Here is a 15,032-nt window from a genome sequence, read left to right on the forward strand (position 1 = left end):
CCCATTCTACCCATACAGCCAAAAGAGAAGATAAGCTCTTGCCTCTTTTCTCTTTTCGCTGCGATACTCTTTTACTTCATAGCCACCTTTTACACACATCCGTACCGAGCAAACTCCCACATGCTCGCATATCAACTTTCGGTCTGCCCGATGGGAATTGTGTCGCAAAGGTATTTGCCATGTCTTTATTGTATGCAAGGTTGTAACCTGAAGGTTCACTACAAAATCTCCACGCTCCGCTTCGCAGAGGTAGTATTTTGTAGTGAAACCCTGCATACATAGCCATGCCACCTGTTGAAGCGACATAATTTCAATCAAGCCCGAAAGTAAGTGAAATGCTACAGGAGGGAAAGTAACAAACTTAAAACTTGGTATTTATGGCAAATTATGCAACCAACATTTTCCACGCAAGAACGGAAAATAAAACAGACCTCGACAAAATAGAGGCTTTCTTGGATGACACTTTCAGCGAATTTACCAATCGATATGGTGATAGTGTAGATGCAGAATTTTCCTCTCGTTGGGTGTATCCAGAAGAAGAAATCAAAAAATTGGTAGAATCGTTGGAGGACAAAGATAAAGTCTATATCAAGATTCTAACCTATGAATTTGAAGACGAGTACGTGAGCTTTAGAATATTCTCTCAGGGAGAATGGAAGGTCAAATTAGTAACTGAATGAGTAGAAGAAGATAAAGTAAAATTATGGTCTATCCTACACTTTGCTTATTCTATAAGAGACACACGGATGGAACGATTGTCGGTGATTTCGACAACAAAATCACTGTTCGTTTCATCTGTGGCAAAGAGAGAGTATTAAATACTGTGATGAAGTAATTTTTACAATTTTACAACATAGAAACCATGACACAGATAGCAATGAAATTCGTCCAATGGGATGTGCCCGAATTGGAAAAACTGAAAGATAGCAAGGTTTACAAATTACGGGAACGTCTTGATAATGGCGACAAGTTGAGTCGGGAAGAAAAGAACTGGCTCACCCGCAATGTGAAAGAGTGCTGCCATTTCAAAAGAGGTATCGCTTTAATGGGCTACCGTTTTGACTTCTCCGATGTTCTCAAACGGTATTTCGTGAAACAACATGGACATATTGCCGAATATTATGCCATTGACAAAACCGCACTACGTTCTGTCCTATATGGTCGAATTGAAGATATAATCGAAGTACAATAAAAATCAAAAGAAGCATGAAAGTAACAATTGAACACAGCTTTTGCCCCTATTGTGACGAGGTAACTGAACTTTATTTCCGAATCATTAACACGATTCTTTTTTCTGGCAATGAGGCGGAATTGCGTGAAAGCATGAGACAGTTGGAGAAAAAAACTCCACTTGATGAATATTTCACATACGGTTACGGTGCACGACACCTTTGGGTTTGCCAGCGACGTCCCAGCGACAAAACCAAAATATTCGAGCATCGTATTATGATGGTTGAATTTCAATGACACCTTGGACAAATATCATCGACTGGCTGGAATGGAATCACCCATTTCAGCCTTACTTCCATTTTCCTTTTATAACTTTTTCTTTTGGCTGCGCCACTCCCTTTTGTAGAAACCAGCCATTCGCACAAAGCGAATTGGAAACCACTTTGTGAAAAGTCTGGTTCTTCCTGCCGTTTTTCCTTCCAGTTCCATTTTTTTTCGATGCGGATATCACTATCCTCCAAGGATGGGCTACCTACGCTTCTGTCCACTCTTGGCTGACACATTCCTTATGCAGTGGCCTTTTTTCTGATTGGATGGTATTCTGTTTGTTACAGTCTCAATTCAAGCCAGGCATGTCTCGCTTTGGCTTTGCTATTCTTCACTGACTTTCGGACGGATGTCTCGCCTTTGTGCCGACATTTGGATTTGCTCTTTTTCCTTATCATTACCGGTTTACTTGTTTCCCATTTTCCATAATCGCTTTTTATCGAAGCAATCATCATTTTTCCTCTGCAAAGATAGTATGCCGACGGGAACGACATGGTTGTCTTGACCAATGGCGTAGCCGCTTCAATCTTCCTTTATCGAGCCTTCGATTTTACCTGTGGCTAAAAATAAAGCGTATTGACGCGCTATCCTTGGTGCATCCCTTAAACGACATCTACTTTTTAGGCAGTGTAAAAATTGATTTAATAACTTCTAAAAGCAATTCAACATGAAAAAGATTGAAAACAATTTCACAGTAACCGGATTCTTAGGTAAAGACGCTGAAATCCGAGAGTTCACCAACAGCAGTGTCGCACGTTTCCCATTGGCCGTAAGCCGTCAGGAAAGGAATGCCGAGGAAACCAACCGCATTTCAGCCTTTATGAATATTGAGGCTTGGCGTAAAAACGAGAATACTGGGTCATTCGACCAACTGACCAAAGGTACGATGCTCACCATTGAAGGCTACTTTAAGCCTGAAGAGTGGACCGACAAGGTCGGTGTGAAGCACAATCGTGTTGTTATGGTGGCTGTCAAGTTTTATCCTCCTATCGAAAAGGAGGATGTTCCTGAAAAGCCGGTAAAGCCCGTGAAAAAAGGCAAAAAATAATTCTTGCCTTATCATGAACAAAGCGATCTTTTGGTCGCTTTTGTTTTGCTCATGACCGGATTAATACGCATCATACTTTTATAAGTGACTGTTGCGATGCCAAGCTCCAAATGAAATCTTCACCCGGTAATACTGTTATACTTAGCTCCACTTGATGAACAGGCAGATTACGATTTTCAATAGAAAAAAGAAGACTCTCTCAATTCCATACCTCTGAGCAGCTTTCCAGTCCCTCTTATAACCATATTTCTTCCCAAAAGTGAGGTTACGTCCGCCGTCCATTAATTTTACAGTGCGAAGTTAAGTCGGACGTGAACCTGCAAGGCGCGTTTCATTTGCAGTCAATGCCGTTCAAATGAAATCCTTCGGATTCCGCTTCCTCCTTGCATTGTTCCCTTCTTCCGCCTTGTGGTTTGCACGTAAAATCAAATCCCACCGGACGAGGTAAAAGCCTCTGAAGGGAAGGGAAAATAAAAAATTAGAATGTATGAAACAAATAATTTGGTCAAGTGATGCTCTATTGGATGAAACAGCAAGAGAGTATTATCAAAATTTCAAGCGAGAAGAACTGGACGATGATGCCTACAAGGTCAGCGATGAAGAGTGGTCGGACGAAGTGTATAATGAATTGGGGGATGAGCGGCAGAACCTAAACAAGGATGTCAATGGAGTCATTATTGCATTTGGAGATTTAGGATTGTGGAACGGACGCAAACAAGGCTATCAAATTTTGGGTGACAACATTGCCGGGATATTACAATCTACCCAGTATGATGCAGAGTGGTACGGTGACGGCTACGATATACGAGGCCGTATGTCGCACCATGATGGCACGAATTATGTTTTGTACCGTGTCGCTGAAAATCGTGACGACGCAGAACAGATTGCCGCAAAAATCTACAACTATGAAATTGACGAGAATGGTTTTCGCCAAGTTACACGTTCCCTCCACCCCTATGTGGCCGCAGTGTATGGCTGGAAAACTCTACAGGACAACCTCGTTCAGGTAAAATAGCCTGTAACCTGTACTTAAACAAATGCCGTAACGCTTTCTCAAGAGGCTGTTACGGCACTTGTGTTTTATGCCGTATATATTCTGCATAAAATGTGGTGGGAAACTATTCCTTTTTACACATTTATGAATGTTCCCGCCCAACTGTTGTAGGTGGCCGCTTGTGCCAGTTTCCTTTTTTAGACTCCGGCCCTCCTTTATAGCCCCATCCAGCTACCCCCTATATTTCTATCCCGCAAGCCTGGTTATTTCCCTGCAAAATTCGATTGCCGGCTGTCCGTCCTGTCAAGGACCGCTGACACTTGCTGCTGTAAAATCTTCCTCTCCGAAATATCGAAGAGTGTATTTTCCGCATCCTCCTTGCCCGTTCTGGCCGCCAATCCCGTGGGCAGAAAAATAATCAACCTTTCGGTACAGGAAGTATCGAAGGGAAATAAATAAAATATTAATCTTAAAATTTGAGGCATTATGACATTCAGAGAATTTATGTTAGAGAACGGTTATGAATTGCAAACAACCTTTTGGAATGATTTTTCCATTGCTGACCGATTTGGTCTTTCGGCGATACAGGACACTTTCAACCGTGCTTTTAAGGAGTGGAAAGAGAACTACAAGTATCTCACGGAACTGGTTTTAGTGCTTAACCATAAGATATGGCAGTATTATGAAACAAGGCCGGAAATTGCGACATTGTATAATACCCTTTGGGCACAAGCCAGTCAATATGCAATGGAGTATCTGGAAGATGACGAGCTAAGCTATTATTATGATGTAACGGATTAAATGTCCCAGCTCCTCCCACAGGAACAAAAGAAAGCCGGCTTTTGTCGGCTGCTCTTTGTGGTCATTCCCTTTTTTATCACTCCGTTTTACCCTTGTATAAAACGAAATTATTTCGTTTCAGGCTGCTACCAGTCAGGACTTGTTTTTTCCTGTGCAAAGGTATTGCCACGGAAAAACATTCAAGTACCGCTACGCTATTTGAACACAATTTTTCAGTAGCTTTCCCGATTTTCAATCGCTCAAATGTCGTATACGCTCCATACCGCAACTGTAAAAATTCTGTCCAAATTCCTTGCCTGCTTTTCCTTAAAGGCAATCTTGAATGCACGTAAAAATCAAATCCCGACTGGAGAAGCCTAAAAGCTTCCGAAAAAAGGGAAAAAAAGAACATGATGTTTAATAGCTAAATTTTAAAAGTATGGAAATTCAATTTGTGATTGTTCGTTCAGAAAATGCAGAGTATTTGTGTCACAATGTAAATGGAACGTATGTGGATGTCAGTGACCCATCAACAGAATTTGTTTCTGGAGAGGATGATTTTCGCTTGGTAGATCCGGACAGCTCCCTAACGCGGAAAGAATACGAGTTTCGTGGAGAACGCTTTTATCTCATGCCTCAATTTTATGGCAATGGCTGGTTAGCACTTACTTTGCAAAGTGTGGAAGATGAAACAGAGTATATCGTGCTATCCGTCAATTTGGAGAGCATGGATGCACTCGATTTGCCAGACCGTACATTTATTGATGTGAATCATTATCCGGATGCAATGGAGTTTCTGGAGACAAATAATTTAGCGACCTATTCAGGTTACAAGCGTAGAAGCGGATTTGTGGAATATCCAATGGCGGTATTGAATCTTCCTTTGCTTTATCAGCACGCCCCGCAGATTTTCCAAGAGGCGAATATCGAATGTTTTTAAATGGTTTTCTGAAAGTATGGTACTGATGACTACCAAAGAGATACCGTATCGGTTAAATCCTATCGGTATGGTATCTTCTTTTGCCCGAAGACAGGTGGCATCCCCCCTTTTTTACAGATTGCTCCGTGCCCACTTTTTTAATTTCCTTGTTTCCCTTTTATAGCAGCGTAACTGCCTGCTTCTCTTTTACAGCCCTTATGTAATGAATGTTGATGTTTCCTGTCGTTATCCAGACTTTCGCCCGGTCTTGTTTTCGTGTGCAAAATTACGGCGAACGAACGCTATCCAAGTATCGCTACGCTATCCGAAATGAAATTTGACGTAATCTTCCTAAATCATAGATTTCGGTATTCATAAAATTTCATTTCCGATTCCTTGCACTGCGTTCCTGCTTCGTCGTTTGGGACGCACATGAAAAACAACCCTTCCGGCAAAGTCGAAAGACTTGAAAAAAGGGAAAATAAAAAACTTAATTAAAAACGAAAACGAGTATGACAATAGAAGAAGTATTACAGCACGATTTAAAATTCAGATATATGTTATTGGGTCGTTTGCAAGCCGACTGTGAATATTATCTTGGCTTTGGAAACAAAAGTTCTCGTCGTTTGTGGGCTGGTTCTGAAAAGACACAAATTGAATACATGACGAAAATTCACGACAGCTTCCGAGAAAACGAAAAACCCGAATGGCTGACAATGGAGCAAATCAAAGAATACAGCAATGCTATGGGAGTAACACAAGAATAATTCAAAAAAAATACCGTAATGACCTTTAACGGAGGTGTTGCGGTATTACAGTATTACAAATAAGGGTCGGAGTTTGAGAACATACCCTCTTATAATTGAGAGGGTAATAATAATCCCTCTTTTATAATTATATCATTCTATTCCTTTTTTATATTTCTGCAAAAGGAATAGCATTCTTCTTTTATATTAATTATTTTTCATTTTATCTCCCATCTATTCTTCATCCTATCACCGGTTTGGTTTTATCAGATGCAAAGGTCGGCTATCGCGCTTGATCCTGCTACTTGAAGTGTATTTCTTACAAAATTCTTCCTTCCTGCGCAAGAGTAATTTGGCAAGAAAAGTTGCCGTATGAAGCTGTATCGACATCCGTTTACCGCATCCATAAATCCCAAAACGGTTCAATCAGTAAAGAACCGACAATATGGGAAATAAAAGTTAATACTAACCAATTCTTTAAACATTAAAATCATGCCTAATTATGTAACAAACCGTTTAGAAATAAACGCAGACAGAGAAACAGTACAAAATGTGATGGATTTCTTAAAAGGAAAAACAGATGAAGACAGTACGCCTTGCTATATTGACTTCAACAACATTATCCCTATGCCAAAGGACTTACTGATAGAAGCGTCCACTTCTGGGGAATTTGGTATGCAGTATATCATAGCACAGCAACGTAAACCGTTCAATTCACAGGACGACCTGAAAGTCATTCAATGGATGGAAATTCAGGAGGAAAAAGTCAGGGAAGAAGCATTACAACTTGGAATGACATATCTGAAAAACTGGGGAAAATACGGTTATCCTACTTGGTATGAATGGTCTATCGCTAACTGGGGTACAAAATGGAATGCCTTTAATCAGAATTTTGAAGAACCGAACGTGCTTTGGTTTGATACGGCTTGGGAAGGTGTGCCGCTGCTTATCCAAACACTCTCCGAAATATTTCCGGACGTCGAGTTTCAATATGCCTATGCGGATGAAGACCTTGGTTCCAACGTGGGCAAAGGGACTATCCGAAATGGAGAAACCGACATGACATTCCCCGATAGCGGAAGTAACGATGCCTTTGAAATTGTCTTTTTCGTAAAACCGGGATTAGAGGAATACTTGGAACTGACAAACGAGGGGTATAGGTGGAAAGCCTAAACATCTCCGGACAGACAATATCCGACATGTATTCAGGGTATATCTCAACCGATATATCCTGGACTCCTGTTGCCGGAAGCTCCGTTTATATTTATTCCATTCCACTTCCTTTTTACAATTTCACGCCTCTTGAACCAGTCTTTTTTGACCGTATTTACCCATCCCTTGGCTGGCCTACTTATCATCTTTGAAGCTGCTTTTACTGAAACCGCCAAACACGCCCTTCAAGAGCTTGCCGACAACCCAGAATACCAGCAATACAATTATAATATCTCCCATAAGTCTTACTTTTATAGTTTTAACAATAATAAAAATACAAAATAATAACCGAAAAACAAATATACGATCCTGATTATCTGAAAATTCTATCAGGAGTCACCTTCATTTGTTCCGTCCTCTTTCGGGTTCTGTTTGACACGCGGACCGCTGGTTTGGCCACGATCAAGTTTTACGCCATATTTATTGAGTATGCGCCAAATAGAACTTTTGCTGCTAAAACCGCTTGCAGCCCAAATGTCATCGAAAGAATGCCCGTTGATATACATATCCACGATTGTCTTATCTCGTTCAGCTTTAGGTAATACCTTCGGCACAGCCGGGGCTTTGATATTCTGGCGTAACTTCTCGACATGAGCGGAATATTTTCGTAGCGCGGCAATTTCTTCCGGAAATGCCCCTATTATCCACAACACATCGGCTGCTGTCGTACCGGGGAATAATTCACCGCGAGTATCAACTCTGTCATGAATGGATATGACACGTACAATTTTGATACGGCATAGTTCGATGAACGCGGCCAGTTCTCTTAAACCGCGTGCAGCATTGCTGAATTTGGATATGACTATTTCATCGCCCCTTTGAAGATTCGCCATAAGCTGTTTCCACATAGGTCTCAATGTTTCATGTTCAACTGTTTCCTCTACGATTTGTACACAACCATATCGCTGCATCCATTCTCTCTCAGCATCAAAACTGTCATTATTTTCCTTGAATATATAGCCAACTTTTGCCATTTTAATATACACTGTTTTGATAACAAGTGCAAATATAGCACTTTCATTTTAATCTAAAATCATATCGTGGCAAAAATCTCGCTAAATCCTTTTTTTAGCTTTTTTCTTGCACTTGTTTTCATTGATAATCATATTATTAATATGATACCAAAAATTATACTAAATGCGATATAAAAGGGCTTTTACAATAAAAATAATATATAGATTTGCATCGTTAAATATGAATTGTTAAATATGAAAATTTTAAAATCATACTACAAGACTCCATCATTTTTGACTGGAAGATGTATCGTTTCATTGGCCATATTGGGCCTGATATCATGCAGCGATAGAAATGGCAAATCATTGTCTGAAGCTACGAACGATCCTGCCGGAATATACAGGGAGTACTTGTACAATATACGACGTCAGAAAGATTCCTCATTTCAAGTATTGACCAAGCATATCCTACAATGGCAAACAGTAAAAGACTCTGTTTTTAGGTATCTCCGGAATGATACGCTCAGCCACCCCCATTCCAATCAGCGTGAAGAGTGTATCAGACTGCATGATTCTATCCGCACTGAGTTCTCACGCTTAGCCCTCTCAAAGACGCGTACTTATCAGGAACTTTTGGCTCTCAAAGGAGAGTTCTCACCTTATAACAATGATGAGGAACTGCATCATGCCGCTGGAGAAATCCGCCCGTTTTTCAACTCACTGGATAATCTTCCGCTTCATAAGGGTAACAAAGAGGAAATCCTTGCGGCTTACCGTATGTTACTGACCCGAACTATCCGTAACGGCATACATAGCCGCAATGAACTGATTACTTATATCACTAAAGAAGATGCTATATTCCGTGCGTTCCTCTCTCACTTGCACGATTTCGAAGGTGAGAGTATGGCTGACATCACACGTGGTACTGAACAGTGTTGTTCGCAGATATTCTTTGCCGCTGAGAGAAAGGAGATTACCTATCGGGAGGCTATGCTTTATTTGACAATGCGCACCAATCGTCGCCAAATACAAAATATGCAGATTTGTATAGAAGATGTTCGGAACAAAAAAATCAAGACTTCTTCGCAAGCACATGCTTATATATGGATGCTTATCCACCCTTATACTTCACTGGACGGATTCTCTATGACATTGCTTTCCGATAAAGAACGGAAACAACTTGACAGGATGGCGGCACAGACACCTGTGGCGTTCAAAACCTTGAGCCGAATCCTGCAATCGGAAAGTGGTCAACTGACTGAACTGCCAGGAATGCTTATGGATATTTTCATACAGACGCTCTAACAATATAAAAAATGAATATGTTACGACATTTTTTCAATGACTTTATGACATTTGTCCCTCTGCAACTACCGCAACTACTCGATGTGACGACAATGGAGGAAGCACAATTCTACGGTGACTACGCCCTACTGACCTTCCCGCTACGCGACCCTTACGATTTGGAGGAAGTGATGGATCTGTTTGAGGACGATATGGAGCTTATAACTCTCTACCACCACATCCCCACGCACGCTGACAAATTCAGGCATAGCACCTGTGCATACTCCAACCCGGCATTTGGACAGATGTTCAAGATGAATTGCAAGACAGATGCAGACGGTAAGGTAAATAGCATTCTTGTCACCATCTATGATTCTCTTGAGCAGATGTACGGCGAGCTGTGCCTTGATTTGGATCTTCATTCCAAAAGTGGCACATTCAAGTATAAGAAGAACAAAGACGATCTCTTGATGGATTTCCTTTAATGGTCATGTTATGCGGGACACACTATACCGACAAATGGTTTATTGGATTAGGGAATACCGGACATGGATAGAGGTTGTTGATGACAATTTCTATAAGGAGTATGCTTTGTCAAGAAACGGATATATCAATTACATTGTTTCCCGCACGTTGGTACTGCGGGCTTGCAAAGACAAAGGCTCATACGCCAAAGGCATGACATGGACAATTCCGGAACATAAACTGGATAAGGCATTGGCAGCCTACCGTAAGCAGGAGCATACGTTCAAGCAACGTATTAAGAAAGCAGCGATATACCTTTCACCGAGGGACGCCGAAGTTATCATCCTATTGGCCACCCACAATATTGTCCAATTAGAGTTGATGATATCCCCCATTCAAATACGCGAGAAACCCTATTATTTATGATTTGGAATATACTACAACTTATCTTCTGTATAACGCTTTTCGTATTGCCATTAGCATTGTACAAAAGCCACCGTTCTTTTATGGTAAGGTTCTACGATGCTATGATACACAGTGTAAAGGCTCGTAAACTATATGTACAGGTCGTATTGATTCTGCTATTGCTCTTCCACTATGTTTACATCAGCGGACATGTTGGCGAGTTCGGTGTTTTTCTTTCAACTGCTATCTGTGCCACTATATATTCATTTAGGAGAGCGGACAGATTGTTAAGAGGTTTATGTGACCGACCATGTATGTTTGTCATACTCTCATTGGTGGCTTTGGCCATCAGTTTTGTTCCACACTTGTACACAACGGCGGTAACTGCCGCCTATCTTCTTTTGGCTGCCCTGTTCTATCCCTCTGTTCGGGTTATGACCGAATTTCAGGACATAGGCATAATCTCTGAATGGATGAAATTCCCCAGACTATTAGCCGAAAGTTATTATGACCATCATCACGCGATATTGCCGCAAGATGCGGATAGCGGCAACACTGATATATCCGCACAATAGTAATAATTAAAAAATGAAATGAAAATGAAAACCAAGCAGAAAATAGCTGTCCCTATATTGGCAGACAGAGAAGTATTTGACTACCTCAAGGAGAAAGTCGGTGAACGAAAAACAAAGACAGAAGCCTTCTGTGATTTATTGGATAAATCTTTGGCAGGTTTTGTTTCCCCTTTTTTAAGGAACAAAGGCTACGAACTTCAACCCAACCAGTGCCACGTGACTGTTTCTGACCTTTCATCGGAATGGCATTGGCATAGGGCTACTGTCCGTTCTTTTTTGGATGTAATGGAAGAGTTCGGCTTGTTGAATCGCATCCGGCTTTCCAAAAGCGTCATCATTACCATGACTGTGCAAACCAGCCAATCCACGGAGTCTTGCAATGGACAGAAGAAGTTGAACCTTGCAGAACAGCTACGTGAGGCATTGTCCGATTGGATAATCGGCAAAGTGTCCCTTGACGAGATCGGAATCAAGTGTGAGCAACTTGTTCGTCGGGCAATGGATGAAGCTGGCATATGCGATAGCTGCCCATCTCCGGACAGTATCACTCGCATCAATCCGGCAGCGGATGATGATGAACGAGCTGTCAAGATTCGTATGGTAGCTTTGGAGTGCATTACATTTGCCGCTATACAACGGGCACTGCGTAAGTCGAGATTCGATGACAGTACAGAGTTTATGGACTACTTCCGATTGGAATTGTATGGGGACTGGACAGGACTTATTGCAACTTCGAAAGGTATTGCCGGGCTTATTCTTGATGTAGATAGGGATGAAAATTCCGATTATGATGAAGATGACAGGGAGTTCCTTAAAACGCTTTTTAAGCCTTTTCTGGCATTTGCGGCAAAGGCACAGGAGGCAACGTATCAGATTGGAGGTTGAAAACAGAATGTATAACCGCAACAATCCACTTTTGTATCCAGTGAAGCCCCCCTGCCAGTTATAGAAGGCATCCGGGCTTGCCCGCCTGCCACGAACAAAGGGAAGGGGGAGCCTAATACCCCACCTGCCTGACGTTGGTGGGAAGGGTGTCCGAACAAGCAGCAAGCTGGGACACGGTAGATTGTCCGAAACAATATGAAAAACGTATGGCAAATCAAAAACAGGTACTCGACGTGCAGGTGTCGAAAGGGATTACCACCGCCCAAAGTAATGAACATCTGCGTGACCGTAGTGAAAAGGCAGAGAAGTACGCTATGAGTAAGGGAAATTATGATCCTACGCGTAAACGGCTGAACTTCGAGATTGCGCCCGGAGGTAAAATACATCCCATCGACACAAGCCGTAGCATTCCCAAACGGATGGCGGACATATTAAGTCACCGTGGAATCAAAGATCCTAATGAGGGGCTGCTCGAACCAAAATACCGCACGGTGGTAAATATCATCTTCGGCGGTTCACGGCAGCGAATGCAGGAACTTGCTTTCGGTACGCAACAGGTGGACTTTGAAAAAGGTGCGGACAATACCCGCATCGAACGGAAGCGTGACATTGAACGCTGGGCCAAGGATGTTTATTCATTCGTTTGTGGCAGATATGGTGAGCAGAACATCGCTGCATTCATTGTACATCTGGATGAATTGAACCCGCATATCCACTGTACGCTTCTGCCAATCAAGGATAGTCGCTTTGCGTACAAGGAAATCTTCGCCGGTAAGGATAAGTTTGAATATAGTGCAAGAATGAAACAACTTCATACGGACTTTTTCGCAGAAGTCAATACAAAGTGGGGAATGTCAAGAGGAACAAGCATATCCGAAACGGGTGCACGGCACAGAACGACTGAGGAATACCGCCGAATGTTGTCTGAAGAGTGTACAACAATCGAGGATAATATCAAACTCCATCAACAGGTATTGGGTGAACTTCAATCAGACATCCGGTTGGCAGAACGCAGAGTCAAAGGGCTTACGACAATGGTTAGCAATCTTGAAAAGCAGAAAACTGAAAAAGAAACCTTGTTATCGGCAGCCGAGTACAATTTAAAAGAAAACAAAGGCAATGCGGCAGAATTGGCAATCCAAATACAAATGTTGGAAAAAGAGCTGCAAGGAATCATCAGGCAACTGGCAGACAAGCAGGAAAAGTTGCAGACGGCTGACCGGCAACTCATCGAACTGAAAAAGGATATGGGAGCCATTGAAGAACGTACCGAAGAACTCAAAGAGGAGGCCTATCAATATTCCCGTGATGTACACTCCAAAGTGGATAGCTTGTTTAAAGACGTCCTACTGGAGAGTGTAATCAGCGAGTATCGTAACGCATCGGCACAAATGAATGTTTCAGAACGGCAGCTCTTTGACGGTTCACTGGTACAGTCTATCGCCGAGCGGGGTACGGAAATCATGCACTGTGCGACAATGCTATTTCTCGGAATGGTAGATGATGCCACTACATTTGCCGAATCACATGGTGGTGGAGGCGGAGGGAGTGACCTCAAATGGGGACGCGACGAGGACGAGGACAATCGAGCATGGGCACTTCGCTGTATGAGGATGGCGAGCCGCATGATGCGCTCGACTATCGGCAAGAAATCTAAACGGTAAATGGCATACGCCTTACACCAGATTAAAAGTATAACTAATGAAATCATTGGAATATGACGAAACAAATTATTTTCATCTTCGCTTTGCTCTGCACGTTGCAGGCACAAGCAAGTGTACAACCCGTACAGAAGGACACTGTACGACACACTATTCATTATGAAGTAGCGGAATTGCTTCAACCGATGCAGCCCGTCTATCTCAACGGGGTGCTACTTCCGGCATCTCGAACCGGCAACTGGTTTGTTAGCATATCCGGAGGTGCGACAGTTTTTCTTGGTACACCTCTCGGTTGTGAAGACCTTTTTGGACGAGTGAAACCTTCGTACAGCCTCGCCGTCGGCAAATGGTTTACTCCTTTGGTCGGCGCAAGGGTAAATTATAGTGGCTTGCAGTTTAAGGATGCACAATTATCTACGCAGGACTACCATTATATCCATGCAGATCTCCTGTGGAATCTCCTTGGACGCAGATATGCCCGACAGGAACAGGTACGTTGGAGGCTTGCACCCTTTATGGGTGTCGGTCTGCTACATAACGCCACCAACGGGAACAATCCCTTTGCGCTTTCTTACGGCATACTAACACAATACCGTATTTCCAAACGGGTTAGTGCTATGCTGGAACTCTCTAACACAACTACATTCCAGGATTTCGACGGATATGGCTATCCAAACCGTCTGGGCGATCACATGCTTTCGCTGACTGCCGGATTCACCTTTCATCTCGGTAAGGTCGGCTGGAAGCGCGCGGTGGATACGGCACCATACATCCATCGGAACGAACTGCTTGTCGATTATGGCAACTTCCTTTCGGAGGAGAACAGGCGTTATGTGGGACGTCACAATCAAGATAAGCGAACACTCGTGGAATTAAAGAAAATTCTGGAAATCGAAGGACTACTCGATACATATAGCCATATCTTTGACAACGACGATATAACCGGATGCAGATATCCTATAAATAATTATAGCGGTTTGAACTCGCTTCGTGCAAGATTGAAGCATAGCTATTGGGACGGGTCGTCACCTCTTGACACGACTATTCTTCAGACAGAGAATGGAAAGCCATCATATAATTACACGGCTTCCCGAAATGTGCAGTCCGCCCATCAGGACACCCTCGCTATGGATTCCACGGTTCTTTCATACGCTGATGGAGAGTGCATCGGTACACCCATCTATTTCTTTTTTGCTCTCAATACGACACATCTGACGGATACCTCACAGAGGCTTAATCTTGACGAACTGGCTCGTGTAGCTAAGAAATACAGTTTATCCGTGAGGGTAACTGGTGCTGCTGACAGTTCTACAGGAACATCAAGTATCAATGATTCTTTGAGTATATCGAGAGCAGGTTTTATTACCGCAGAACTGGAACAACGTGGAATACCAGCCAAGCGGATTATCAGAGTTAGCAAAGGTGGAATTGCCGACTATACGCCCGTGGAAGCCAACAGACATACGAAAGTGGAGTTGTTTTTTCCAAAAGCGAAATAGAAATTTCGCATAATTGATGTTTAACTTTGTCATAATCAATGAAGCCTCTCCGCTGTGAAGCGAAGAGGCTTTTTCGATATGGTACACGTGAAGTTCGCCATTTTCCTAC

19 protein-coding genes are annotated in these 15,032 nt (G+C 42.5%); 16 read left to right on the top strand and 3 right to left on the bottom strand.

Annotated features, from left to right (window positions below; genetic code table 11):
* Positions 1-6: 6 nt before the first annotated feature.
* A complete protein-coding gene (locus DXD04_RS10700) occupies positions 7-306 on the bottom strand; it encodes a hypothetical protein (RefSeq protein ID WP_008777440.1) in 300 nt (99 codons plus the stop codon).
* A gap of 71 nt (positions 307-377) precedes the next feature.
* Between DXD04_RS10700 and DXD04_RS10705 the strand changes: the two genes are divergently transcribed.
* From DXD04_RS10705 to DXD04_RS10715, 3 genes are all read left to right on the top strand, one after another.
* Positions 378-680 (top strand): hypothetical protein, encoded by a 303-nt coding sequence (locus DXD04_RS10705; protein WP_004323452.1) that lies wholly within the window; start codon positions 378-380, stop codon positions 678-680.
* A 182-nt stretch (positions 681-862) separates the two neighbouring features.
* Positions 863-1,192 (top strand): hypothetical protein, encoded by a 330-nt coding sequence (locus DXD04_RS10710; RefSeq protein ID WP_004323450.1) that lies wholly within the window; start codon positions 863-865, stop codon positions 1,190-1,192.
* Between the two features lie 14 nt (positions 1,193-1,206).
* The gene (locus DXD04_RS10715; protein ID WP_004308737.1) at positions 1,207-1,467 is read left to right on the top strand and encodes a hypothetical protein; all 261 of its coding nucleotides are present in this window, start codon (positions 1,207-1,209) and stop codon (positions 1,465-1,467) included.
* On the opposite strand, the gene DXD04_RS10720 is transcribed toward DXD04_RS10715, so the two are convergent.
* Positions 1,461-1,733, bottom strand: a complete 273-nt coding sequence (locus tag DXD04_RS10720; RefSeq protein ID WP_004323449.1) for a hypothetical protein — start codon at positions 1,731-1,733, stop codon at positions 1,461-1,463. The two genes, DXD04_RS10715 and DXD04_RS10720, sit on opposite strands and share 7 nt — an antisense overlap.
* Before the next feature lie 431 nt (positions 1,734-2,164).
* On the opposite strand from DXD04_RS10720, the gene DXD04_RS10730 reads away from it, so the two are divergent.
* The 6 genes from DXD04_RS10730 to DXD04_RS10770 all read left to right on the top strand — a co-directional run bounded on the left by DXD04_RS10730 (position 2,165) and on the right by DXD04_RS10770 (position 7,157).
* A complete protein-coding gene (locus DXD04_RS10730; RefSeq protein WP_004308735.1) occupies positions 2,165-2,545 on the top strand; it encodes a single-stranded DNA-binding protein in 381 nt (126 codons plus the stop codon).
* Between the two features lie 487 nt (positions 2,546-3,032).
* Positions 3,033-3,560, top strand: coding sequence for a hypothetical protein (locus tag DXD04_RS10735; protein ID WP_004323448.1), 528 nt, complete (start codon positions 3,033-3,035; stop codon positions 3,558-3,560).
* Positions 3,561-4,025: 465 nt separating this feature from the next.
* The gene (locus tag DXD04_RS10745; protein WP_004323447.1) at positions 4,026-4,340 is read left to right on the top strand and encodes a hypothetical protein; all 315 of its coding nucleotides are present in this window, start codon (positions 4,026-4,028) and stop codon (positions 4,338-4,340) included.
* A gap of 418 nt (positions 4,341-4,758) precedes the next feature.
* Complete coding sequence (locus DXD04_RS10755; RefSeq protein ID WP_004323445.1) at positions 4,759-5,259, top strand: DUF4313 domain-containing protein; 501 nt, start codon at positions 4,759-4,761, stop codon at positions 5,257-5,259.
* Between the two features lie 491 nt (positions 5,260-5,750).
* The gene (locus DXD04_RS10760) at positions 5,751-6,005 is read left to right on the top strand and encodes an LPD11 domain-containing protein (RefSeq protein WP_004323443.1); all 255 of its coding nucleotides are present in this window, start codon (positions 5,751-5,753) and stop codon (positions 6,003-6,005) included.
* Between the two features lie 471 nt (positions 6,006-6,476).
* Positions 6,477-7,157, top strand: a complete 681-nt coding sequence (locus DXD04_RS10770; RefSeq protein ID WP_004323442.1) for a DUF1281 family ferredoxin-like fold protein — start codon at positions 6,477-6,479, stop codon at positions 7,155-7,157.
* A 368-nt stretch (positions 7,158-7,525) separates the two neighbouring features.
* Here DXD04_RS10770 and DXD04_RS10780 read toward each other — a convergent pair whose 3' ends face one another.
* The gene (locus tag DXD04_RS10780) at positions 7,526-8,170 is read right to left on the bottom strand and encodes a recombinase family protein (protein ID WP_004323440.1); all 645 of its coding nucleotides are present in this window, start codon (positions 8,168-8,170) and stop codon (positions 7,526-7,528) included.
* A gap of 234 nt (positions 8,171-8,404) precedes the next feature.
* Between DXD04_RS10780 and DXD04_RS10785 the strand changes: the two genes are divergently transcribed.
* The 7 genes from DXD04_RS10785 to DXD04_RS10815 all read left to right on the top strand — a co-directional run bounded on the left by DXD04_RS10785 (position 8,405) and on the right by DXD04_RS10815 (position 14,923).
* Positions 8,405-9,454 carry a hypothetical protein gene (locus DXD04_RS10785; protein WP_004323439.1) on the top strand — a complete coding sequence of 350 codons (1,050 nt, stop codon included), beginning with the start codon at positions 8,405-8,407 and terminating at the stop codon, positions 9,452-9,454.
* Positions 9,455-9,471: 17 nt separating this feature from the next.
* Entirely contained in the window at positions 9,472-9,918 is a 447-nt protein-coding gene (locus DXD04_RS10790) for a hypothetical protein (RefSeq protein ID WP_004323438.1), read from the top strand.
* A 10-nt stretch (positions 9,919-9,928) separates the two neighbouring features.
* Positions 9,929-10,324: a hypothetical protein gene (locus DXD04_RS10795; RefSeq protein ID WP_004323437.1), complete on the top strand. Its 396-nt coding sequence runs from the start codon at positions 9,929-9,931 to the stop codon at positions 10,322-10,324.
* On the top strand, positions 10,321-10,878 hold the full coding sequence (locus DXD04_RS10800) for a hypothetical protein (protein WP_004323436.1): 558 nt from the start codon (positions 10,321-10,323) through the stop codon (positions 10,876-10,878). Before DXD04_RS10795 ends, DXD04_RS10800 begins: the two co-directional genes overlap by 4 nt.
* A 24-nt stretch (positions 10,879-10,902) precedes the next feature.
* Positions 10,903-11,763: a hypothetical protein gene (locus DXD04_RS10805; RefSeq protein WP_004323435.1), complete on the top strand. Its 861-nt coding sequence runs from the start codon at positions 10,903-10,905 to the stop codon at positions 11,761-11,763.
* A 206-nt stretch (positions 11,764-11,969) separates the two neighbouring features.
* Positions 11,970-13,427: a MobV family relaxase gene (gene mobV / locus DXD04_RS10810; RefSeq protein WP_004323434.1), complete on the top strand. Its 1,458-nt coding sequence runs from the start codon at positions 11,970-11,972 to the stop codon at positions 13,425-13,427.
* 53 nt (positions 13,428-13,480) lie between these two features.
* On the top strand, positions 13,481-14,923 hold the full coding sequence (locus tag DXD04_RS10815) for an OmpA family protein (protein ID WP_004308721.1): 1,443 nt from the start codon (positions 13,481-13,483) through the stop codon (positions 14,921-14,923).
* Positions 14,924-15,032: the final 109 nt, after the last annotated feature.

This window comes from Phocaeicola plebeius, from assembly GCF_003437535.1.
Taxonomy (GTDB): Bacteria; Bacteroidota; Bacteroidia; order Bacteroidales; family Bacteroidaceae; genus Phocaeicola; species Phocaeicola plebeius_A.

Coding starts and splice junctions, on each gene's coding strand:
- DXD04_RS10700 (WP_008777440.1), bottom strand. CDS start 306: ATGTCGCTTCAACAGGTGGCATGGCTATGTATGCAGGGTTTCACTACA.
- DXD04_RS10705 (WP_004323452.1), top strand. CDS start 378: ATGGCAAATTATGCAACCAACATTTTCCACGCAAGAACGGAAAATAAA.
- DXD04_RS10710 (WP_004323450.1), top strand. CDS start 863: ATGACACAGATAGCAATGAAATTCGTCCAATGGGATGTGCCCGAATTG.
- DXD04_RS10715 (WP_004308737.1), top strand. CDS start 1,207: ATGAAAGTAACAATTGAACACAGCTTTTGCCCCTATTGTGACGAGGTA.
- DXD04_RS10720 (WP_004323449.1), bottom strand. CDS start 1,733: ATGTGTCAGCCAAGAGTGGACAGAAGCGTAGGTAGCCCATCCTTGGAG.
- DXD04_RS10730 (WP_004308735.1), top strand. CDS start 2,165: ATGAAAAAGATTGAAAACAATTTCACAGTAACCGGATTCTTAGGTAAA.
- DXD04_RS10735 (WP_004323448.1), top strand. CDS start 3,033: ATGAAACAAATAATTTGGTCAAGTGATGCTCTATTGGATGAAACAGCA.
- DXD04_RS10745 (WP_004323447.1), top strand. CDS start 4,026: ATGACATTCAGAGAATTTATGTTAGAGAACGGTTATGAATTGCAAACA.
- DXD04_RS10755 (WP_004323445.1), top strand. CDS start 4,759: ATGGAAATTCAATTTGTGATTGTTCGTTCAGAAAATGCAGAGTATTTG.
- DXD04_RS10760 (WP_004323443.1), top strand. CDS start 5,751: ATGACAATAGAAGAAGTATTACAGCACGATTTAAAATTCAGATATATG.
- DXD04_RS10770 (WP_004323442.1), top strand. CDS start 6,477: ATGCCTAATTATGTAACAAACCGTTTAGAAATAAACGCAGACAGAGAA.
- DXD04_RS10780 (WP_004323440.1), bottom strand. CDS start 8,170: ATGGCAAAAGTTGGCTATATATTCAAGGAAAATAATGACAGTTTTGAT.
- DXD04_RS10785 (WP_004323439.1), top strand. CDS start 8,405: ATGAAAATTTTAAAATCATACTACAAGACTCCATCATTTTTGACTGGA.
- DXD04_RS10790 (WP_004323438.1), top strand. CDS start 9,472: ATGTTACGACATTTTTTCAATGACTTTATGACATTTGTCCCTCTGCAA.
- DXD04_RS10795 (WP_004323437.1), top strand. CDS start 9,929: ATGCGGGACACACTATACCGACAAATGGTTTATTGGATTAGGGAATAC.
- DXD04_RS10800 (WP_004323436.1), top strand. CDS start 10,321: ATGATTTGGAATATACTACAACTTATCTTCTGTATAACGCTTTTCGTA.
- DXD04_RS10805 (WP_004323435.1), top strand. CDS start 10,903: ATGAAAACCAAGCAGAAAATAGCTGTCCCTATATTGGCAGACAGAGAA.
- mobV (WP_004323434.1), top strand. CDS start 11,970: ATGGCAAATCAAAAACAGGTACTCGACGTGCAGGTGTCGAAAGGGATT.
- DXD04_RS10815 (WP_004308721.1), top strand. CDS start 13,481: ATGACGAAACAAATTATTTTCATCTTCGCTTTGCTCTGCACGTTGCAG.